This window comes from Halorubrum ezzemoulense, from assembly GCF_004126515.1.
Classification (GTDB): domain Archaea; phylum Halobacteriota; class Halobacteria; order Halobacteriales; family Haloferacaceae; genus Halorubrum; species Halorubrum ezzemoulense.
Genome location: NZ_CP034940.1, coordinates 1,101,385 through 1,121,479, shown reverse-complemented (window position 1 = coordinate 1,121,479; position 20,095 = coordinate 1,101,385). Strand labels below are relative to the sequence as shown.

Genomic DNA, 20,095 nt, shown 5'->3' with positions numbered 1-20,095 from the left:
ATTCAAGAAAACGTCCGGTGAAAATTCCTCGGAGGATATAATCGTATACCAAATGGGGACGCTAATAATCAGACCGAGACTTCCGAGAAGCATAATTCTGACGTGCCCGTTCATTGTGTCAAATTCGGTTTCCGACTGCCAGTAATCCGATCTCGGGATAAACGAGCGGATCTGCGAGCGTCCTGAACTACGGGGATTAACCGCCCGCCATTTAAACCCCGAACGTCGCGCGCAGCATGTCCCGCGTCCCGGGGCCCAGTCCGACGGCCAGCACGGTAATCAACAACAGCAGCGTGTAGCGCGGCGACTCCGCCTTCATCTCGCCGTTGAATACCCAGACGACGAACGTCGCGGCCGCCAGCTTCACGAGGAGGAACGGCCACGCGTCGCCGGTGACGGCGAGGATCGAGTCGGGGAGCAGCCGCCCGGTCCAGTCGACGATGAGCGCGTTGACGACGTGTTTCGGGACGAGGTTCGCGGTGCCGGTCAGTGCGGGCATCCAGTTGAGCCCGATTACGTTCGCGACGCCGTCGACCGCGTGCCCCCAGATGATCACGACCCCCGCCGCGCCCGTCCCCTGTCGGATCGTCGGAATCCGGCGCGTCGCGAGCGCCCACGTGCCCGCGGTCGCGGCGGTCGCGACGGCGAGCGTCGGGACGAGCACCTGCGGGTAGAACGTGACGTAGCCGGTCGTGGCCGCGAGGTACGCGAGGTAGCCGACCGCGAGCGCGAGCCCCGCGGCGCCCGACCCGAACAGCGGGCGCGCGTAGTCGTCGACGGCGCCGCGCCGTTCGAGCCCGTACGCCGCGAGGACGCACGCCAGCGTGAACAGGAACACGGTGAAGTAGATGAACGGGCTGATCAACACCGCGCTCGCCGGGAACGGGATCAGCGGCTCGGCGCCGGCGGCGGTCGCCGCGACCCCCGCGTCCTCGACCGTCCGCATCGCCCCGCCGAACAGCATGAACGGGAACAGCGCGTAGAAGAACCGGAGCTCCGTCGCGATGTCGAGCCGGCGGAGGAGGAAGACGACGCCGACCAGCATCGCCAACAGGATCACGACGTAGCTCACCGTCGAGAGGGTGGTGTACCCCGGAGCGGCGACGACCTCGCCGGCACTCCGCGCCGACTGGCACGCCGCGCTGCTGCCGAGCAGCTCCGTGGTGCCGCCCGCCTCGCGGACGGCGCACTGCGCGCCCTCGCCGTCCGCGACCACCGGTCCCCAGAAGTAGCGCCAGAGGAACCGGTCGTAGACGACGCGCGGGAAGACGACCGACCCGATCGCCAAAAGCGCCGTGACCCCCCCGACGACTGCCGCCCACGCGCGCTCCGGGGACAGGTCGAGCCCGTCCGCGACAGCTGTGCTCATGGTCACCGTTCGGAGAGGTCCCGAGTTGAGCGTTCCGGTCCCGGACGGCCGGAGGCCGGCGCGAACGGGCGACCGGAGGCCGACACGACCGAGCGGTCCCGACGACTGTCCCCGCCCCGGGTCGAGTTATAACGGCGGTCCGGGCTGCTCGTAGTCGGTGCCGAGGATCACCATCGTCTGCGAGCGCGAGAATCCCTCGGTCTCCGCGATCCGCTCGAACATCAGCTCCCGGAGCCGGTCGGTGTCGGCCGCGACGACGCGGAGGATGACGTCCCACTCGCCGGTGGTGAGGTGTATCTCGCGCACGCCGTCGATTCCCCGGAGCCGTTCGAGCGCGTCCTCCTCGCGGCCCTGTTCGACTCGCAGGCCGACGAAGGCGCCGACGCCGTGACCGACCGCCTTCGGATCGATGTCGGCGTGATACCCGCGGATGACGCCCGCCTCTTCGAGGCGGCTGACCCGGTCGTGGACGGTGGCGCTAGACATGTCGATCCGGCGTGCGACCTCCGAGAACGGGGTCCGCGCGTCCTCCTGGAGGATCCGCAGGATCGCCCGGTCCGTCTCGTCGAGTTCCATACTCCCGCTAGGAGCGGCGGAGGCTTTTGCCTTCCGGCGAGGGTTGTGCCCGGACTACGCCCCGTCCCCGTCGGCGAACGACCCCTCGCGGATCGCCGCCTCGGCGGCGTCGAGGGCCGCGTCCGCGTCGAACTCGTCGGCGATCCGCTCCAGTTCGGCTGGCGTCGCGTCCGCGAGGTCGCGCGCGTGAGCGGCGACGTTCGGCACCGCGCGCAGCAGGTTGTCGATTATCGGCACGTCGGCGGTCTGCGGCGAGCGGCTTCCCGGATTGAGATCGATCACGATCTCCGTCTTTCCCATCGCGTCGAGCGCGGCGGCGCGGTCGCCGTCCTCCAGCGGGACCACGACGGCGTCGGCCGACTCGATCCCGTCGGCGTCGACGACGCCGCGGGCGTGGTCGAGCCCGGGGATCTCGCCGTCGCCGGCGAGCCCCTTCACCTCGTCGGCGCCGTGCTCCCGGAGGTGGTCAGCGATCCGCCGGACGCGCTCGTCGGTGTGGTTGAACAGGTTCACCTCCAAGTCCGCGTCGACCGCCTCCGCGAGGTCGACCGTCTCCGCCGGCGCGAGCGCCGCGACGTTCCCGTTCACCGAGATGACGGGCCGCTCCGCGAGCAGGAGCGTCGCGGCAGCGGCGCGCGCGGCCGCGTCGGCGCTCGGGAGCGTGCGCTCGCCGAGGAGGTAGTCGAACGCCTCGCCGCGCCCCTGCGCGATCAGCCCCTGCTTCGAGGTGATCCCTTGCTCGACGCCCGCCTCGATCCGGTGGCGCGTCACGAGCGACGCGTACCGCGGGTGGTCCTCGGGGATCTCCGTCTCCGTCATACGCGAGCGAGGCGACGCGCCGATTAAAGTGGACCGTTCGCGGCCGTCGCGTGCGGTCGGCGCGTCCACACGCACAACTGTTAACATAAACCACGGCGTAGCTCGGGACGGGATGGACCGCACTGGCAAGTACACTGTCGTCGACGCGTGCAACGACCACGGAGCGATCACGCTCCGCGAGTACCCGCGCAACGGGACGCTGTACGTCGTCGAGTACGACGACCCCGACGTGGAGGCCGAGCTGTCCGCGCTCGACGCCGGCTCGGTCGTCGAACTCGACCTCAGGCGGGCGGGCCGCCGGGGCAACGCGTGGTGCGCGGAGTCCGCGCGACCGGTCGAGACGGCGTAGCGAGCGACCGGTCGGGACGGCGCAGCGCAGTCGGTCCGACTCCCTCGGTTTTTCGCGTCAGGCGACGCCGATCCGCTCGCGGTACGTGCCGTGTTCCTCCTCGAACACCGCCATGATCTCGCCCATCGTCGCGTACGCCTTCACCGCCGCGACGATCTCGGGCATGGCGTTCTCCCCGGCCTCGACGGCGTCGCGGAGGTCGTCGAGCGCGCTCTCGACCGCGTCGTCGTCGCGTTCGGCCTTCACCGATTCGAGCCGATCGAGCTGTCGCTCGCGGGTGGTCTCGTCGACCTTCAGCAGGTCCGGCCGCGTGTCCTCGTCGATCTCGTAGGCGTTGACGCCGACGACCGTCTCGTCACCCTCGTCGACGCGCTCCTGGTACTCGTAGGCCGACTCCTGGATCTCGCGGTGGAAGTACCCCTGCTCGATCCCCCGGAGGACGCCGTCGCGTACGGAGCCGTCGCCCATCTCTTTGATCTCCTCGATGTACTCCATCGCTGCCGCCTCCGTCTCGTCGGTGAGCGACTCGACCGCGAACGAGCCCCCGAGCGGGTCGACGATGTCGGCCGCGCCGGACTCCTCGGCGATGATCTGCTGGGTCCGGAGCGCGACGCGGACCGCCTGCTCGGAGGGGAGCGCGAGCGCCTCGTCGAAGGAGTTGGTGTGGAGGCTCTGCGTGCCGCCCAGCACGCCCGCGAGCGCCTGGATCGTGACGCGCGCGACGTTGTTGAGCGGCTGTTGGGCCGTCAGCGACTGCCCGGCGGTCTGGGTGTGGAACTTCAGCTGTTTCGACGCCTCGGCCTCGGCGCCGTACCACTCATCCATCACCGTCGCGTAGATCCGGCGCGCCGCGCGGAACTTCGCGACCTCCTCGAAGAGGGAGTTGTGCGAGTTGAAAAAGAAGGAGAGCTGAGGGGCGAACTCGTCGACGTCGAGCCCGCGGTCGAGGCACGCCTCGACGTAGGCGAAGCCGTCGGCGAGGGTGAAGGCGAGCTCCTGGACCGCGGTCGACCCCGCCTCGCGGATGTGGTACCCCGACACCGAGATGGGTTTGAACTTCGGCGTCTCCGCGACGGCGAACTCGATCGTGTCCGTCACCAGCTCGAGCGACGGCGCCGGCGGGACCACCCACTCCTTCTGCGCGATGAACTCCTTGAGCATGTCGTTCTGGAGGGTCCCCCGGAGCTTCTCGCGCGGGACTCCGCGCTGGTCGGCGAGCGCGACGTACATCGCGTAGATTACCGGGGCGCTCGGGTTGATAGTAAACGAGGTGGACACCTCCGCGAGGTCGATGCCGTCGAACAGCACCTCCATGTCGCGGAGCGTGTCGACCGCGACGCCCTCCTTGCCCACCTCGCCGAGCGACATCTTGTCGTCGGAGTCGATCCCCATCAGCGAGGGCATGTCGAACGCGGTCGAGAGCCCGGTCTGCCCCTCGTCTATCAGGTAGTGGAACCGCTCGTTCGTCTCCTCCGCGGTGCCGAACCCCGCGAACTGCCGCATCGTCCACGTGCGCCCGCGGTACATCGTCGGGTAGACCCCGCGGGTGTACGGCGGCTCGCCCGGGAAGCCGAGGTCCTCCTCGTAGTCGAGGTCGGCGACGTCGTCGGGCGTGTAGATGCGGTCGACCTCGCGGTTCGACACGGTCGCGAACCGCTCGCTCCGCTCCCCGTGGCGGTCGAGCGTCGGGTCGAGCGTTTCCGCCTCCCACGACGCCTTCGCCTCGCGGATCTGGGAGAGCTCCTCGTCGTCGTACATACCGCCCGTTACCCGCCGGTCGCGTATAAATATTCATTATATTTTGGAAAGCGGCGGCGGTCCGAAGCGGGGGCGCCTCAGCGCCCGCCGATCAGCCGCTCCCGAAGCGAGCGCGAGGAGGGGCGTTCGGCGAGCAGCACCGACGTGTCGAGCCGCTGAATCGCCGCGGACGCGAGCGACCCGCGGACGACGCGCGAGAGGAGCCCACGCTCCGTGGCGCCGACGACCACGAGGTCGTACCCCTCGCCGATCCGCTCGATCGTCGCCCCGATGTCGGCCGTCTCGACCCGCAGGTCGACGTCCCCGAGTCCGTGGCCGTCAGCCCAGTCGGTGAGGAACTCGCGGCCCGACGCCGCCTCGCCCTCGTCGACGACGTGGAGCAGCGACACCTCCGCGCCGCTGACGTCCCGGAGCGCCAGCGCGACCTCGGCGGAGAGGTCCGAGGACGGACCCCCCGCGGTCGACACGAGGACCTCCCCGGCGTCGAGCCGCTGCCCGTCCAAGACGAGGAAGTCACAGGGGAGGTCGCGGGCAAGCTCGTCCAGGGACCCCTCGGCGCGCCCGCCGGCGAACCGCGCCCCGCCGTAGCCCATCACGACGGCGTCCGCGTCGTTCGTCCGCGCGGCGTCGAACACCTCCTCTATCCCGCGGTGCGAGAGGACCGTCTTCGTCTCGACCGGCGCGTCGAACGCCGCGGCGTCGTCGACGGCCGCGGCGAGCAGGTCCGCGGAGGACCGGTCGAGCCGCTCCCGGTTCGCGGCGGCCGTCTCCAGCGACGTCTGGTCCGGGACGGTGACGACGTGGACCGCGAGCAGGCGGCCGCCCCTATGCTCGGCCAGGGCGCCGGCGAGCGCGACGAGCGCGCCCTCCGTCCGCGGGTTCGAGAGCGCGACCATGACCGCCGGGCCGTCGTCGCTCGGCGTCATCGATCGGATCCCTCTCACCGCTCGGGCCGCCCGAGAGCACGCGGGCGACGACGACTCATTCGTCCGCCTCGGCGCGGGGGAGCGCGACCACCGGGACCGGTGCGTCGGTCACGAGTTCGGTCGATATGTCGCCCGAGAGGAGCTGTACGATCCGGTTCCCGCCGCGCGACCGGTAGGCGATCGCGCTCGCGTCCGTCTCGACGGCGGCGTCGAAGATCGCTTCGGCCACGTCCCGAGCGTACGCGGTGTGTTCGTCGGCGTCGGGGAACACCGTTCGGACCGCGGCGTACGACTCGGCCGCGAGCGCCTCCGACTGCTCGACGGGCGTCTTGTCCGGGACTCCTCCCCCTTTTTCGACGACGTGGAGCGCGGTCACGCGCCCGGTCTCGTACGGTTCGAGCGCCCGCGCCGTCGCCAGCGCGTCGTCCTCGTTCGCGACGGGGAGGAGCACGTGAGCGAGCAGGTCTTGGCCACCGGCGTCGTCGGGACTCGTCATACGAACACCACTCTCCCCGTCGGTTATGAAGATACGCTCTCGCCACCGGGTCGAGAGGGCGCCCTACCGTCCGTCGACCCCGGAGATGAACACCGCGAGCACCGGGACGATCTCCAGCCGGCCGATCCACATCAGGAACACCATCAGCAGCTTCGACGTGTCCGGGAAAAAGAGGTAGCTCCCGAACGGCCCGAGCCGGCCGAACCCCGGGCCGATGTTCCCGATCGTGGCGAGCGAGGCGCTGAACGACTCCAGCGCGGTGAGCTGCGTGCCGACTCGCGCGGCGTCCAGCGCGATAAACACCGCCGAGACGGCGAGCAACACCAAATAAAGGAGCGTGAACGCCATGATGCCACGGATCGCGTCCTCGTCGACGACGCTCCCGCTGAGCCGGACGGGCTGGACGACGTCTGGGTGTGCCGACGTGAACAGCTCGCGGCGGATCGCCTTCGCGACGATCAGCCACCGGACGATCTTGATCCCGCCGCCCGTCGAGCCGGCAGAGCCGCCGATGAACATCGTGAACAGCAGCAACACCTGCGCGTGCGTGTCCCACTGCGCGAAGTCCGAGGTGGCGAACCCGGTGGAGTTCAGCAGCGAGCCGATCTGGAACGCCGCCTGCCGGAGGGCGTTCTCCGTGACGCTCTCCGTGGCGCCCCCGATTTCCAAGACCGGCGCGGCGCCGCGGAACAGGAGGACGGCGAGCAGGGCGGTGACAACGGCGAGCGCACCGGCGTACGTCCGGAACTCCGCGTTCTCCAGCAGCGTGTCGACCTCGCCGCGAAGCACATGCCAGAACAGCGCGAAATTGACCCCGGCGACGACCATGAACGGGATCACGACCCACTGGACGGCCGCCGAGAAGTAGCCGATGCTCTCGGCCTGCGGCGAGAACCCCCCGGTCGGGAGGGTGGAGAACCCGTGCGCGACGGCGTTGTAGAGGTTCATGTTCGGCGCCATCCCGACGAGATGGAGCACGTACAGGAGGGCCGCGAGCAACACCGTGAAGCCGAAGTAGATCAGCCAGAGCGCGCGCGCCGTCTCCGCGATCTTCGGGGTGAGCTTCTGGAGTTCAGGGCCGGGCGCCTCCGAGTCCATCAGCTGTGCGCCGTTGACCGCGACCTCCGGGAGGATGGCGATCATCAGGACGATGATCCCCATCCCGCCCAGCCACTGCGTGAGCTGCCGCCACATGAGGAGCGCGTGGGAGTGCTGGTCGGTACTGATCTCGCCGAGGACGGTCGCGCCCGTGGTGGTGAACCCGCTCATCGATTCGAACAGGGCGTTGACGACCGACCCCGTTAGCGCGCCGACCGAGCCGGTCTGGAGCCCGACGGTCGACGCGGTGCCGTAGCCGGCGAGGAGGTACGGAACCGTACCGATAACCGCCGCCGCGAGCCACGCGAGCGAGACGAAAAGCAGCGCCTCGCGAGGGCCGAGATCCGGGTCGGGGTCGACCCGCTCGACCGCGAACCCGACGCCCGCGACGAGCGCCATGGAGACCAGAAATACCCAGATGTCTTCGCCGTACGCGAGCGCCACCACCAGAGGAACAAGCAGCGTGACGGCGAGGTACTTGATGCCGACGCCGAGAAGCCCGACACTCGCCTTCCAGTTGACGCCCCAAGACATGATACTCGAACGGTATGGCGGTCGCCCGTTCGCTGTATTAAACTGTCGAAGGGGGGACGACGGGAGAGCCGCCTTGACTCAGGAGGTCCAGAACGCCTTCGTGAACAACACGAGGACCGGGATGATCTCGATCCGGCCGATCCACATCAGGACGATCATCACGGCCCGCGTACTCAGCGGGAACGTCGCGAACGTCCCGTACGGGCCCGCGTCGCCGAACGCCGGGCCGATATTGAGGAACGTGGTCGCCGCGGCCCCGAGCGCCTCGAACTCGGTCACGCGCAGGTTCGCCCGCTCGGCGTCGACGACGATGACCACGGCGAGCAGGAAGAAGATCACGATGCTCAAGAGGAGGTACGCGTAGATGTCGCGGATCGCGCCCTCGTCGACCGGCTCCCCCGATATCCGGACCGGGCGAACGGACTCCGGGTGGATCGCGGTGAAGAGGTCCCGGCGGAACGACTTCAGCGCGACCAGCCACCGCAGCGACTTGATCGAGCAGGTGGTCGACCCGACCATCCCGCCGACGAACATCCCCATGAACAGCATGTGCTTCGCAGCGGGCGCCCACAGCACGTAGTCGGTGCTGGCGTACCCGGTCGTCGTCACGATGGACGCGACGTTGAACACTGCGTGGCGGATCGTCGCCTCGGCGCCGAAGGTGACGCTCGGATCGAGGAACAGCGCGCCCCCGACGATCGACGCGAACGTCGCCATCGCGCCGAGGTAGAAGTGAAACTCCTCGTTTCGCAGCAGGCGCATCGGCTCGCCGTTGATGGCGAAGTAGATGAGGACGAAACTGGTCGAGCCGATCACCATGAACGGGACGACCGCCCACTGGATCAGCGGGTGGAACGCGCCGACCGAGAGCGGCTCCGGCGAGAAGCCGGCGGTCGCGACGGACGTGAACGCGTGCGCGACCGCGTTGTACAGGTCCATCCGCGGGTCGACGGCGAGCCCGAGCAGGAAGTACACCGCGATCGCGAGGCCGGTGAGCCCGAAGTAGATCCCCCAGATGAGCTGTGCGGTCCGCGATATCTTCGGCGTGAGCTTGTTGACGTCTTGCGTCTGTGACTCCGACTCCATCAGCTGTGCCCCGCCGACGCCGATCTCGGAGAGCACCGCGGTCGCCAGGATCAGGATTCCGAGGCCGCCGAGCCATTGGATCACCTGCCGCCACATCATGACGGACCGCGAGTGGAGCGAGAAGTCGCGCAGCACCGTCGCGCCCGTCGTGGTGAGTCCGCTCATCGACTCGAACAGCGCGTTCACCGGGTGCGCGACCGTGCCGACGCCCGCGACGACGAAGGGGATCGCGCCGACGGCGGCGACGAGGAACCAGATCAGCGCCACCGCGAGGAACGCCTCCCGCGGGCCGAGGTCTCCCTCGGGGTCCCGTACCGACCGGAACGCCGCACCGATCGCGAGCGAGACGGCGATCGCCGCGAGGAACGGCACGGGCGACTCGCCGTAGTAGAGGGCTATCAGCAGCGGAAACGCGAGCGGAACCGGGAGGGCGGCGAGGACGTCGCCGGTGAGTCCCACGCTCGCCCGCCAGCCGACGCGGATCGTGGTACTCACGTGGAGGCGGTCACGCCATCGAGGCGATCTGTCCGACCGAGTCGGACTCCACGAGGAGTATCACGTGGTCACCGGCCTGAAGTACGGTGTCCCCGCGCGGGGTGACCAGCTGGTGGTTGCGCGTGATCGCGCCGATAACGAACCGCGCGTCGCTCTCCGCGACGATGTCCGATATCGGTCGTCCCGTGAGCCCGCACCCCTCGGTGAGTTCGAGTTCGAGGACCTCCGCCTGGTCGTTTTCCAACACCGCGATGTTCTCCGCGACGCTCTCGTAGGTGAACCGGGTGATCTCCTCGGCGGTGACCGTCCGGGGATTGATCGCGATGTCGATGCCGATCTCCTCGAAGACGGTGACGTAGTCGGGGCTGTCGACGACGGCGATCACGCGGTCGACGCCGAGGCGCTTGGCGAGCACGGAGATGAGCAGGTTCTTCTCGTCGGAGCCGAGCGCCGTGACGACGATATCGGCCTCGTCGACGTGTTCGCGGGAGAGGAACTCGGTGTCGGTGGGGTCGTGTTCCATCACGACGGTGTCCGGGAGGTTCTCGGCGAGCCACCGCGCGCGGTCGGCGTCGCGCTCGATCAGCCGCGGCGTGAAGTCCCGCTCCTCCAGCAGCCGGGCGGTCTGATACCCGATCTCGCTGCCGCCGACGACGACGATCTCGTCGGCGTCGTCCGGCGTCGCCTCGGGCGCGATGTCGGTCGCGAACGACTGAACGCTCTCGGGGCTTCCGACCACCACCGCGCGGTCGCCGACGACGATGTCCGTGTCGCCGCGGGGGATCGTCATCTCGCCGTCGCGGAACAGCCCGACGAAGGTGAGCGACTCGAACCGGTCGGCCTCCGAGACGGTCTGTCCAGCGACGGGGCTCCCCTCGCCGATCTCGAACTCCGCCATCTGGACGAGCCCGCCGGCGAACGGGTCGACGTCGATCGCCGCCGGGAGCCCGATGACGCGGACGATGTTCTCCGCGGTCAACAGGTCCGTACACACCATGAAGTCGACGCCGAACGCGCCCTCGCTGCCCTGCCAGGTGCGGAGGAACTCGGTGCTTTTCACGCGGGCGATGGTGAACCCGTCGCCGAACGTCTTCGCGGCCCCGCACGCGACGAGGTTCGTCTGGTCGTCGTCGGTACACGCGATGACCATGTCCGCGCGGTCGACGTCGGCGGCCGACTGGATCTCAGAGGACGTCCCGTCCCCGGCGATGGTGAGCACGTCAAGCTCGTACTTGAGCTGTTCCGCCCGGTCCGGATCGACGTCGACGACGACGACCTCGTGGTCCGACGCGAGACTCGCGGCGATGCTCGTCCCGACCTCGCCGGCCCCGATGACGACCACGTACATGGACCAACCCAGAGACCCGACCTTGAAGTTCGTTACTATCGGTGCTCGGGCGTACTCAGCGCGCCAGCGACGGGGAAGACGCCGCCAGACGGTTCGAGGCGCCGCCCTGCCGGGTGACGCCGCTCCACCGAGCGGGAGTTCTCCGCCGCGGCCGCCGCTTCAATCGTCTCCGCCGAACGACGAGGGATCCGTCCACTCGTTGCGTCCCGAGACGGTGCGCTGGGGGAACGGGATCGAGATGCCCGCCTCGTCGAAGCGCGCCTTGACGGCCTTCACGTAGTCGGCGCGCGCCTTCACGAAGTCCGCCCGCGAGGGGTCGTCGATCCAGATCCGCGACTGGAGGCCGACGTACGAGTCGGCCAGTTCGGTCAGCCGGACCGACGGCGCGGGGTCTTCGAGGATCGCGTCGCTCCTCTCGGCCTCCTCGACGATGATGTCCGTCGCCTTCTCCACGTCGTCCTCGTAGTCGATCCCGAAGACGAACTTCAGCCGCAGTGTCTTCTTCGCGACCGGGTTCTTCACCACGTCGCTCGTCAGCGCGTGGTTCGGCACCGTAAGCAGTTCGTTGTCGAAGGTGCGCACGCGGGTGACCCGGAAAGAGATGTCCTCGACGACCCCCGAGTTGCCGTTCCACTCGATCCAGTCGCCGATGCGGAACGGCTTGTCCGTGTAGATGAACACGCCCGCGACGAAGTTCTTGATCACGTCCTGGAGCGCGAAGCCGATCGCGAGCGTCGCCGCCGCCGCGATCGTCGCGAGCGAGCGCAGGAACCCTTGGTAGCCCGCCGCGCCGAACGCGACCGTGACGCCGGCGAACAGGACGAGGAACGCCACGATCTTCTGGAGCGGGCGCCGGGCGTGCTCGTCGAGCCCCTGTCGGTCGAACACCCGGCGGACGAGCGGCTTGACGGCCGCCTTGTACAGGACGTACGTCGCGGTGACGACGGCGAGGAAGATCGCGGCGTCGACGACAATGTCGGCCAGCGGACCGAGGTACGGCTCCAGCGTCCCCGCGACCGCGACGACTCCGGACGCGCCCGCGGGGGCGCCCATCAGTGGAGCACCGCCGTGTTGCCGCGCGTCTCGATCAGGTCGGCGCCGACCGCCTCGGCGAGCTCGTCGGCGAGTTCGTCGGTCGACGTGCCGCCGCGGGCCGCCCGAAGGAACTTCACCTTCACCAGCTTCCGGTCGTCGAGCTGGTCGGCAAGCTCGTCGACGACCGCGTCGACGCCGCTCTTCCCGACCCAGACGGTCACGTCGAGGTCGTGCGCCTCCTTCCGCAGTTCGTGGTCGCTCATACGCGGTCGAGTCGGCCGCGCGCATTGAAGCTTGAGGTTCGGTCGCGCCGGTCGCGTCGGAGCGGCGCGGCGCCCCGCGTCACCGTTCCCGCTCGGCTTCGCGTTCCGGAGCCGCGGCGCGGTTCCGCTCCGCCCACTCGGCGGCGTCCTCCGGCGTCTCGGTCTCCAGTAGGCGATCGAGCTTCCGCTCGAACTGCTCGTCGGTGAGGTCACCGTTCGCGTACCGGGTCCGCAGGCGTTCGAGAGCGTCCGTGGTGTCGCCGGCCGCCTCGCCGCGCTCCGCCGTCTCTCCGCGTTCGACGGGGGCCGACTCGGCCTCGGGCTCGACAGCGAGCGAGTCCTCCGCTTCCTCGTCGAACAACATCGAGACGACCGGAATGATCACGATGTACCCGAACAGCATGAACCCGAGCCACCAGTCGAACCCGGCTAGGAGGGCGCCGAGCCACGTGCCGGTGACCACCGTCGCGGCGATGCTGCTCGCGTTGCGGCGAAACCGCTCGCGGGGAGTGGCGGCGTCGCTCATTGGGAGGACGGTTTCCGTGCCGGTACAAAATCGTATCGGCACTCGGTCGGCCGACGGGCGCCTACTCCTCGACCTCGACCGTGATCTCGTCGCGCGCGACCGCCAGCCGGAACGTCGGCACGGTGCGGTAAACCACCTCGACGACGTTCTTGCGCTCCAGACTGCGGAGCGCCCGCCGCACCGCGTCCACCTCGGGATCGGCGTCGAACGCCTCGCGGAGCGCGTTGAGCACGCTCACGACGGACTGCGAGCGCTCGTCCGGTCCGGCGAGCACCTCGGTGACCTGCGACTCCAGCTCGGAGACGCGGATCGTCTCCGGGACCGCGCCGCGCGCGACCGCGTCGGGCTCGACCCCGGGCTCGACGTCGACGAGGTCGTTCGCCTCCGCCGTCGCGCGGATCAGGCTGTCGTCGTCGCGGTAGTAGTACTCCTTCAGGTGGTTCTCGAGGTAGCCGTGGACCTCGCTGCCGCTCTCCATCTCCCAGGCGTCCTGGAGCTCGCCGTTCTTCGTCGGCTGGAGGCGGACCACGTCCGCCAGTCGGTCCCGCTCCTCGTCCGTGAGGCTCATCTGTCTTCGACCGCGCTCGCGGCGCGGACGATGGTCTCCTCGCCGAACTTCGGCCCGACGAGCTGGAGCCCGACCGGGAGCCCGTCGGCCTCGCCGGCGGGGACCGAGATCGCTGGGAGGTTCGCGAGGTTGGCCGGCGTCGTGTTCGCGTCGGCGAGGTACATCCGCAGCGGGTCGTCGAGGCTCTCGCCTAGTTCGAAGGGGAGGACCGGCATGGTCGGCGAGGCGATGACATCTACCTCGTCGAACGCCGCCTCGAAGTCCTGCCGGACCCACGCGCGGGCGTCCTGCGCCTTCTCGTAGTACTTGTCGTGATACCCGGCCGAGAGCGCGTACGTGCCGAGGAGGATCCGGCGCTTGACCTCCGCCCCGAACCCCTCCTCGCGCGTCTCCGCGAACGACTCGTTCCAGTTGCCGTCGGCGCCGCTCCGGTGGCCGTACCGGACCCCGTCGAAGCGCGCGAGGTTCGAGGACGCCTCCGCCATCGCGATCACGTAGTACGCCTGGACCGCGTGCTCGACGGACGGCAGGGAGATGTCGGTCGTCTCCGCGCCCTGCGCTTCGAGGTCCGCGATCGCGGCCTCGACCGTCTCGACGACGCGCTCGTCGGCGCCCTCGAACAGCTCCGTGGGGACGCCGATCGTCAGCCCCGCCACGTCGCCGTCCGCGGCCGCGGCGTAGCTCGCGTCCGGGTCCGCGCCCTCGACCTCGCGCAGGTCGCGGGTCGTCCCGTCGTGGGGGTCGTCGCCGGCGATGACGTCGAGCGCTGCGGCGGCCTCTTCGACGGTGCCCGCGATCGGCCCGATCTGTTCGAGCGAGTTCGCGTACGCGATGAGCCCGTACCGGGAGACGAGCCCGTACGTCGGCTTGATCCCGACGACGCCGCAGAACGCGGCCGGACAGCGCACCGAGCCGCCGGTGTCGGAGCCGAGCGCGACGTCCGCCTCGCCCGCCGCGACCGCGGCCGCGGAGCCGCCCGAGGAGCCGCCCGGGACGCGGTCGGTGTCGACCGGGTTCCGGGTGGGGCCGAACGCCGAGGTCTCGGTCGTCGTCCCCATCCCGAACTCGTCCATGTTCGTCTTCCCGACGACCGTCGCGCCCGCGTCGGTCAGCCGGTCGACCACGGTCGCGGAGTAGGGCGGGACGTAGTCGGCGAGCATCTCCGAGCCGCAGGTCGTCCGGACCCCCTCGGTGGAGATGTTGTCCTTCACTGCCACGGTCGCGTCCGCAAGGGGACCGTCCGCGTCCGCGTCGCCCTCGATCCGCTCCTCCGTCACGAAGGCGTTGATGTCGGCCGCCATCTACGACACCTTCGGGCCGACGAAGAAGCCGTCTTCCGTCTCCTCGGCGTTCGCGAGCGCCTCCTCCTGCGAGAGGCCGTCGCGGACCTCGTCGGGGCGCATCACGTTGACGAGGTCCTCCTCGCGTTCGGTCTCGGGGACCTCGTCGAGCGCCTCGAAGTACTCTAAGATGTCGCCGAACTGCGCCGCGAACTCGTCGACCTCGTCGTCGGCGAGCCGGACGCGCGCCAGGTCGGCGACGTGACGGACCTCCTCGGCGTCGACGGCGGCCGCGGCGTCGTCGCCCCCGTCGGGGGACTCCCCCGCGTCATCCGTCGACTCGGACGTATCGCTCATACGAGCAGGTGTCCCGGACCGGGAGTAAGGGTTTCGGAACGTCGCATCGGACGCCCGCCGAGGCCCGCGATCACCGGACCTCGTCGACGAAGGCGAGCCAGCGCTCGTGGCCGTCCAGCGTCGCGGAGCGGTGCGCGTCGGCGAAGTCGGGGTGGCGGATCGTCTCCAATGCGTTCAGCGCCCGGTCGATCCCGACGACCTCGTCCGCGAGCCGTTCGGCGGTCTCACGGTCGAGCGGGGGGTCATCGGGGGTGTCGCCCGCGTTGGTTTCGGCGCCTTCGCCTCGCAGCCGGGCCATCCGACGCTCGCGCTCGGCGCGGAGCGTCGACTTCACCGACGACACCTTGCGCTCGACCTCCGGCGGGACCGTGTCGACGGCGCGCGTCTCCACGATGAACTCGGAGAGGTCGACCGCGGTGCCGTCGATGGTGACCTCGTCCGGGACCGACGCGCCGACCGTCGCGCTCTGGCTGGTGACCCGGTCGAGTATCGCCTCTCGCTCGGCCTCGTCCATGCGGTCCCGTTGCGGGGCGCCGGGAAAATGTGCTGCGGTGACGGAGCGACCGTCACTCGCCGTCCGATTCGTCCGCCCGGATCGTCACGACGGGCGCGTCCGCCAGCCGTACGACTTTCTCTGTGACGCTCCCCAGCAGGTAGCGCTCGACGCCGGTGCGGCCGTGGGTCCCCATCACGATGAGGTCGGCGTCGTGGTCGTCGGCGTACTGGAGGATCGCCGAGTGAGGGGTCCCCATCTCGACGGCCGTCGTCATGTCGATGTCGTCCGGTGACTCCGCCGCGGCCCCGACGAGCTCTCTCGCGTGAGCGGTGAGCTCGGCCTCGACCTCGTCGGCGTCGACGTCCTCGTGTCTGCCGATGTAGCCCGTCTCCGGCGAGACCCCGCTCATCGCCTGGCTGTCTTCGTGGACGAACGCCCCGCTCACGCCGAGGCCGCCCTCGCGGGTGTCGACGACGTGGACCACGTGGACCGTCGCGTCGAACGCCGACGCGAGTTCGCTCACGTGTGCCGCCGCCGCTTCCGAGCCGGCGCTTCCGTCCGTCGGGAACAGTATGTTGTCGTACATCGTACCACCGAGTTGAAACTTCGCGGAGCAGCGGTAAAAACGCACCGCAGATTCGCGCTACTGGGGGATGCGGCCGCTCAGCTGGAGAATTCAGCGACGACGCACTGACGAAAAGCGAGGCGATGCGTCGACCGGGAGGGCTCCCGAGAGCGCGGCGGTGTGCCGGCCGCGACGCGCCGGTCCGGAGACCGTCCCCCGCTACAGCAGGTCGTTCGAGACGAGGCGGTCGACCGCCTCGCGCAGGCGCTCTTCGCTCGCGGCGTAGGAGATGCGCGCGTAGCCCGGGGCGTTGAACGCGCTCCCGGGGACGCAGGCGACCGCGGCCTCCTCGATCGCCGCCTCGCACCACGCCTGATCGTCGTCGTCGACGGGGATCATCATGTAGAACGCGCCGTCGCCGACGTCGACGTCGACGCCGTGCTCGTCGAACAGGTCGACGAGGAGGTCGCGGCGGTCGGCGAAGGCGTCGCGCATCTCCTCGACTGCCGCCTCGGTGTTCTCTAAGGCCTCGATCCCGGCGCGCTGGACGAAGTTCGTCGCGCAGGAGACGGAGTGGGAGTGGAGCTTGCCCGCCTCGCCGACGAACTCGTCGGTGGCGTGGAGGTAGCCGAGCCGCCAGCCGGTCATCGAGTACGCCTTCGAGAAGCCGTTGATCGTCACCGTGCGGTCGGCCATCCCGTCGAGGCTCGCGAGCGAGACGTGCTCGGCGTCGTAGACGATGCGCTCGTATATCTCGTCGGAGATGACCGCAACGTCGTGCTCGACGGCGAGGTCGCGAACGCCCTCCATCGCGGCCTCGGAGAACACCGCGCCGGTGGGATTGGACGGGGAGTTGACGACGAGGAGTTCGGTGTCGTCGGAGACCGTCTCGGCGAGCTCGTCGAGCGCGGGCTCCAGCTGGAACCCGTGCGGCGCGAGGTCGACCCGAGAGAGGTCGCCGCCGGCGAGCTTCGCCATCGCCTCGTAGGAGACCCACGCGGGGTCGAGGAGCACGACCTCATCGCCCTCGTCGATCAGCGTCTGGAACGTCTCGTAGAGCGCCTGCTTGCCGCCGGGGGTGACGATCACCTCGTCCGCGTCGGCGTCGATCCCGGTGCCGCGGAGCTTCGCCGCGATCGCCTCCTTGAGTTCGGGCACGCCGTTCGAGGAGGTGTATCCCGTGTGGCCTGCGTCGAGCGCGTCCTTGCCCGCTTCGACGACGTTCTCCGGGGTGTCGAAGTCGGGCTCGCCGACCGAGAGGTCGACGATGTCGGCTCCTTCGGCCTCCTTCTCCGCCGCGAGGTTCGATATCGCCAGCGTCGCGCTGGGCTCTACGCGTCCGATCCGCTCCGAGAAGTCGTATGCGTCGCTCATGTGTCGTGTGTAGTCGGCTCGTGGGTGTCAGTCGAGTTCCTCGGCGAGGTCGATCGCCGCCGCGGCCGCGTCCGCGCCCTTGTCGATCCGCTCGCGCGCCTCCGCGCCGGACATCCCGGGGCCGCTCACGCCGAAGGTGACCGGCGTGTCCCGGTCGAGGCTCACGTCGGTGAGCTTCTCGGCGGTCGCGGTCGCGATGACCCGGTCGTGGTCGGTGTCGCCGGTGACGATGGCGCCGACGACCGCGACCGCGTCGACGTCCTCGCGGCGCGCGAGGCGGTCGGCGGCCAGCGGGCTGTCGTACGCGCCCGGCACGCTCAGTTCGTCGACGACGACGGCGTCGCGGTCGGCCGCCGCCTCGCGGGCGGCCTCGGCCATCGGCTCCGTGACGGAGTCGTTGAACCGCGCCACCACCAGTCCCAGCGAGACCATACCGGGACTGGAGCGGGCGACGGCAAAGGTCTACCGTTCGACCGCAGGGTTGCCGGGCGAACGCGTTCGGCGACGGGGGCGGTCGGAGCCCGACCGCCGGACACGAGGTCACGCGCGTGAGGCGATCGGGTCCCGTCCCGCCCACAGGACGTAGAACCCGTACAGCAGCAGCGACAGGAACCCGACCAGAAGCGAGACGGCGAGGAGGAGCCCGATCGGAGGGGGAAGCGAAACGATCGGTCCCTGTTCGAGTCCGATCACGGCTCGGAGGCCGAACCAGAGGACGAACGCCGGGAGGACGTACCGTTTGGCGCGGTTGGTCCCGGTCACTCGTTCGGCAACCACGATGACGCAGATCCCGACCAGCGGGATGAGCATGGATAGAGCGTTTTCGCCACCACCGAACCACTCGATCATCTGGGGAACATCTCCGCTCGGAGAACTTGGTGCCTCGGTTCGCTGATTCCTCGGACGGGGTCCGGCACATCGTGACCGCGATTCGAGTTAGCTGTGGATCGCCAGCCGGCACACCCGCCGCACGCCGCGGGTCATTAATACGTCTGCGACGCCAACGGGATCCCATGACAGAGACCGAGACGGCGACGGTCGGCGGCGGCTGCTTCTGGTGCGTCGAGGCGGCGTTCAAGCAGCTCGACGGGATCGAAAGCGTCACCTCCGGCTACGCCGGCGGCCACGCGGACGACCCGACCTACCGCGAGGTGTGTACCGGCAACACCGGCCACGCGGAGGTCGTCCAGGTCGAGTACGACGCCGACGCCCTCTCCTACGAGGACATCCTCGAAGTGTTCTTCACGGTCCACGACCCGACGCAACTGAACCGACAGGGCCCGGACGTTGGGAGCCAGTACCGCTCGATCGTGCTCTCTCACGACGACGAGCAGCGGCGGCTCGCGGAGGAGTACGTGGCGGCCCTCGACGAGGAGGGCGGCTACGACGACGAGGTCGTGACCGAGGTCGAACCGCTGGAGACGTTCTACCGCGCCGAGGAGAAACACCAGGACTACTTCGAGAAGAACCCGGCCGACGCCTACTGTACGATGCACGCGCAGCCGAAGGTTGAGAAGGTCCGCGAGCGGTTCCGCGAGAAGGTCAAAGCGTAGGGACCGGTAGGGAACGCCTCCGAGGCCTTATTCATCCGTTGATAAATAGCCGGCTCCGTTGAAATCCTTAATCATTGATAGGATCGGCGTGCGAGATACAGGAGATACATTCAGCAGCAAGTCCGGTAACTGTATTCGCCAGTAGCGCATAGAAATGGCAATGAGCCAGCAGGATCGCGCTGTCACACCCGTTATCTCGACTATTCTTGTGGTGGCAATTGTCGTTATTTTAGCGGCGACAGTCTCTGTGGCCTTCTTGGGGATTACAGAGAATCTTACTGAACCCGCTCCGATTGTCGGAGATACAACTGGTGAACTCATTCCTGGAGGTGGGGAGAATGAGCAAGTTGTCCAGATTACACACGTTGCTGGTGACAGTATTGCTGTTGAGGAGATTGAGATTATTGTTCGAGTATCTGGCTCTGGTAGTGAGTTTCCCAAGGAGGCACGATTAGTCAACCTCCCTAGTGATGGACCCTTTCCACGCTCGATCGACAACGATGATATACAGGGAGATAATTTGGTTGATTCAACAGGTGGACAGTTTACTTCCGAATACAATGGAGATCAAATAATAGTCGTTGACGATTCAAATATATGGTCTCCAAGTGACACGATCCAATTCCGATTAAATAGTGGAGATGAGGGGGTTGATTTTAGCGATGGTGACGCTGACGAACTTGAGGTTGTTATCGTACACAAGCCCTCAAATGCGATTATTTCGGAGCATACGTTCAGGCCATAGATGCTGAATACGCGCTCTGTATTCAGTACGACTCCAAGAACGTATCCCCTGCTGAGGATTTCAACAGACCCAAACGGTCGTTTGCGAATCGGTGGAGAACACCACCGAAGCCCCAGTCGCGAGGCCGCAGTACGCTCGTTGCGCTCCTCGCTCGCTCCGCTCGCTGCGGTGCTTACGTCGCCTACTGCGGCCTCGCGACTGCCCCTTCGAGTCCCATCCGACCGCGACCGCACCGCACCTCACGGCTCCCCAGCCTCGTCACCGGACGATGTCCGGTTGTAAGCGAGAGCGGTGCTCTCGCCCTGTCGGTGGTCCTCCGCTTCGCTTCGGACCACCGACTCCTCGCGCGTGCTCCTCGCAGCCGCCTTCGGCGGCCGCTCGCAGGCACGCGCCACCGCGGATACCTATTAAAATGCCTCCCGAAACCTCACACCCCGGTCACTCGTCTTATGGCCCCTCTCGCCACAACCTATTCCCTC

Annotated in this window: 23 protein-coding genes; 3 read left to right on the top strand and 20 right to left on the bottom strand. The window is 68.4% G+C overall.

Annotated elements, in window-relative coordinates; all coding sequences use genetic code 11:
- Nucleotides 1-211: 211 nt before the first annotated feature.
- The 3 genes from EO776_RS05570 to EO776_RS05560 all read right to left on the bottom strand — a co-directional run bounded on the left by EO776_RS05570 (nucleotide 212) and on the right by EO776_RS05560 (nucleotide 2,764).
- A complete protein-coding gene (locus tag EO776_RS05570) occupies nucleotides 212-1,369 on the bottom strand; it encodes a DUF63 family protein (RefSeq protein ID WP_049930034.1) in 1,158 nt (385 codons plus the stop codon).
- Nucleotides 1,370-1,495: 126 nt separating this feature from the next.
- On the bottom strand, nucleotides 1,496-1,945 hold the full coding sequence (locus EO776_RS05565; RefSeq protein ID WP_006113217.1) for an Lrp/AsnC family transcriptional regulator: 450 nt from the start codon (nucleotides 1,943-1,945) through the stop codon (nucleotides 1,496-1,498).
- A gap of 54 nt (nucleotides 1,946-1,999) precedes the next feature.
- Complete coding sequence (locus tag EO776_RS05560; protein ID WP_094520942.1) at nucleotides 2,000-2,764, bottom strand: phosphopantothenate/pantothenate synthetase; 765 nt, start codon at nucleotides 2,762-2,764, stop codon at nucleotides 2,000-2,002.
- A gap of 112 nt (nucleotides 2,765-2,876) precedes the next feature.
- Between EO776_RS05560 and EO776_RS05555 the strand changes: the two genes are divergently transcribed.
- Nucleotides 2,877-3,113 carry a hypothetical protein gene (locus EO776_RS05555; protein WP_049930038.1) on the top strand — a complete coding sequence of 79 codons (237 nt, stop codon included), beginning with the start codon at nucleotides 2,877-2,879 and terminating at the stop codon, nucleotides 3,111-3,113.
- A gap of 57 nt (nucleotides 3,114-3,170) precedes the next feature.
- Here EO776_RS05555 and EO776_RS05550 read toward each other — a convergent pair whose 3' ends face one another.
- The 17 genes from EO776_RS05550 to EO776_RS05470 all read right to left on the bottom strand — a co-directional run bounded on the left by EO776_RS05550 (nucleotide 3,171) and on the right by EO776_RS05470 (nucleotide 18,167).
- Nucleotides 3,171-4,871, bottom strand: a complete 1,701-nt coding sequence (locus EO776_RS05550) for an acyl-CoA mutase large subunit family protein (protein WP_094495029.1) — start codon at nucleotides 4,869-4,871, stop codon at nucleotides 3,171-3,173.
- A gap of 77 nt (nucleotides 4,872-4,948) precedes the next feature.
- Nucleotides 4,949-5,797 carry a universal stress protein gene (locus tag EO776_RS05545; protein ID WP_086216478.1) on the bottom strand — a complete coding sequence of 283 codons (849 nt, stop codon included), beginning with the start codon at nucleotides 5,795-5,797 and terminating at the stop codon, nucleotides 4,949-4,951.
- 55 nt (nucleotides 5,798-5,852) lie between these two features.
- Entirely contained in the window at nucleotides 5,853-6,293 is a 441-nt protein-coding gene (locus EO776_RS05540; protein ID WP_094520941.1) for a universal stress protein, read from the bottom strand.
- A 63-nt stretch (nucleotides 6,294-6,356) separates the two neighbouring features.
- Nucleotides 6,357-7,925 (bottom strand): TrkH family potassium uptake protein, encoded by a 1,569-nt coding sequence (locus EO776_RS05535; RefSeq protein ID WP_094520940.1) that lies wholly within the window; start codon nucleotides 7,923-7,925, stop codon nucleotides 6,357-6,359.
- Nucleotides 7,926-8,003: 78 nt separating this feature from the next.
- Entirely contained in the window at nucleotides 8,004-9,506 is a 1,503-nt protein-coding gene (locus EO776_RS05530) for a TrkH family potassium uptake protein (protein WP_049930048.1), read from the bottom strand.
- Between the two features lie 10 nt (nucleotides 9,507-9,516).
- Complete coding sequence (trkA, locus tag EO776_RS05525; protein WP_094520939.1) at nucleotides 9,517-10,854, bottom strand: Trk system potassium transporter TrkA; 1,338 nt, start codon at nucleotides 10,852-10,854, stop codon at nucleotides 9,517-9,519.
- 159 nt (nucleotides 10,855-11,013) lie between these two features.
- On the bottom strand, nucleotides 11,014-11,907 hold the full coding sequence (locus EO776_RS05520; protein WP_049930051.1) for a mechanosensitive ion channel family protein: 894 nt from the start codon (nucleotides 11,905-11,907) through the stop codon (nucleotides 11,014-11,016).
- Nucleotides 11,907-12,152, bottom strand: coding sequence for a YhbY family RNA-binding protein (locus EO776_RS05515; protein ID WP_049930052.1), 246 nt, complete (start codon nucleotides 12,150-12,152; stop codon nucleotides 11,907-11,909). The genes EO776_RS05520 and EO776_RS05515 overlap by 1 nt, the downstream gene beginning before the upstream one ends.
- A 79-nt stretch (nucleotides 12,153-12,231) precedes the next feature.
- Nucleotides 12,232-12,678, bottom strand: coding sequence for an SHOCT domain-containing protein (locus EO776_RS05510; protein ID WP_049930053.1), 447 nt, complete (start codon nucleotides 12,676-12,678; stop codon nucleotides 12,232-12,234).
- A gap of 61 nt (nucleotides 12,679-12,739) precedes the next feature.
- Nucleotides 12,740-13,246, bottom strand: a complete 507-nt coding sequence (locus tag EO776_RS05505) for a DUF5797 family protein (protein ID WP_094520938.1) — start codon at nucleotides 13,244-13,246, stop codon at nucleotides 12,740-12,742.
- The gene (gene gatA, locus EO776_RS05500) at nucleotides 13,243-14,547 is read right to left on the bottom strand and encodes an Asp-tRNA(Asn)/Glu-tRNA(Gln) amidotransferase subunit GatA (RefSeq protein WP_049930055.1); all 1,305 of its coding nucleotides are present in this window, start codon (nucleotides 14,545-14,547) and stop codon (nucleotides 13,243-13,245) included. The genes EO776_RS05505 and gatA overlap by 4 nt, the downstream gene beginning before the upstream one ends.
- Entirely contained in the window at nucleotides 14,548-14,883 is a 336-nt protein-coding gene (gatC, locus tag EO776_RS05495; RefSeq protein ID WP_086216470.1) for an Asp-tRNA(Asn)/Glu-tRNA(Gln) amidotransferase subunit GatC, read from the bottom strand. It lies immediately after the preceding gene.
- A gap of 70 nt (nucleotides 14,884-14,953) precedes the next feature.
- Entirely contained in the window at nucleotides 14,954-15,397 is a 444-nt protein-coding gene (locus EO776_RS05490) for a DUF5788 family protein (RefSeq protein ID WP_049930057.1), read from the bottom strand.
- 52 nt (nucleotides 15,398-15,449) lie between these two features.
- The gene (locus EO776_RS05485; RefSeq protein WP_094520937.1) at nucleotides 15,450-15,965 is read right to left on the bottom strand and encodes a universal stress protein; all 516 of its coding nucleotides are present in this window, start codon (nucleotides 15,963-15,965) and stop codon (nucleotides 15,450-15,452) included.
- 198 nt (nucleotides 15,966-16,163) lie between these two features.
- Nucleotides 16,164-17,318 carry a pyridoxal phosphate-dependent aminotransferase gene (locus tag EO776_RS05480; RefSeq protein WP_049930061.1) on the bottom strand — a complete coding sequence of 385 codons (1,155 nt, stop codon included), beginning with the start codon at nucleotides 17,316-17,318 and terminating at the stop codon, nucleotides 16,164-16,166.
- A 27-nt stretch (nucleotides 17,319-17,345) separates the two neighbouring features.
- The gene (gene ribH, locus EO776_RS05475) at nucleotides 17,346-17,750 is read right to left on the bottom strand and encodes a 6,7-dimethyl-8-ribityllumazine synthase (protein ID WP_049930063.1); all 405 of its coding nucleotides are present in this window, start codon (nucleotides 17,748-17,750) and stop codon (nucleotides 17,346-17,348) included.
- Nucleotides 17,751-17,858: 108 nt separating this feature from the next.
- On the bottom strand, nucleotides 17,859-18,167 hold the full coding sequence (locus tag EO776_RS05470; RefSeq protein WP_049930064.1) for a hypothetical protein: 309 nt from the start codon (nucleotides 18,165-18,167) through the stop codon (nucleotides 17,859-17,861).
- 164 nt (nucleotides 18,168-18,331) lie between these two features.
- Between EO776_RS05470 and msrA the strand changes: the two genes are divergently transcribed.
- A complete protein-coding gene (msrA, locus tag EO776_RS05465) occupies nucleotides 18,332-18,871 on the top strand; it encodes a peptide-methionine (S)-S-oxide reductase MsrA (protein ID WP_049930066.1) in 540 nt (179 codons plus the stop codon).
- A 160-nt stretch (nucleotides 18,872-19,031) separates the two neighbouring features.
- On the top strand, nucleotides 19,032-19,616 hold the full coding sequence (locus EO776_RS05460) for a type IV pilin (RefSeq protein WP_094520936.1): 585 nt from the start codon (nucleotides 19,032-19,034) through the stop codon (nucleotides 19,614-19,616).
- Nucleotides 19,617-20,095: the final 479 nt, after the last annotated feature.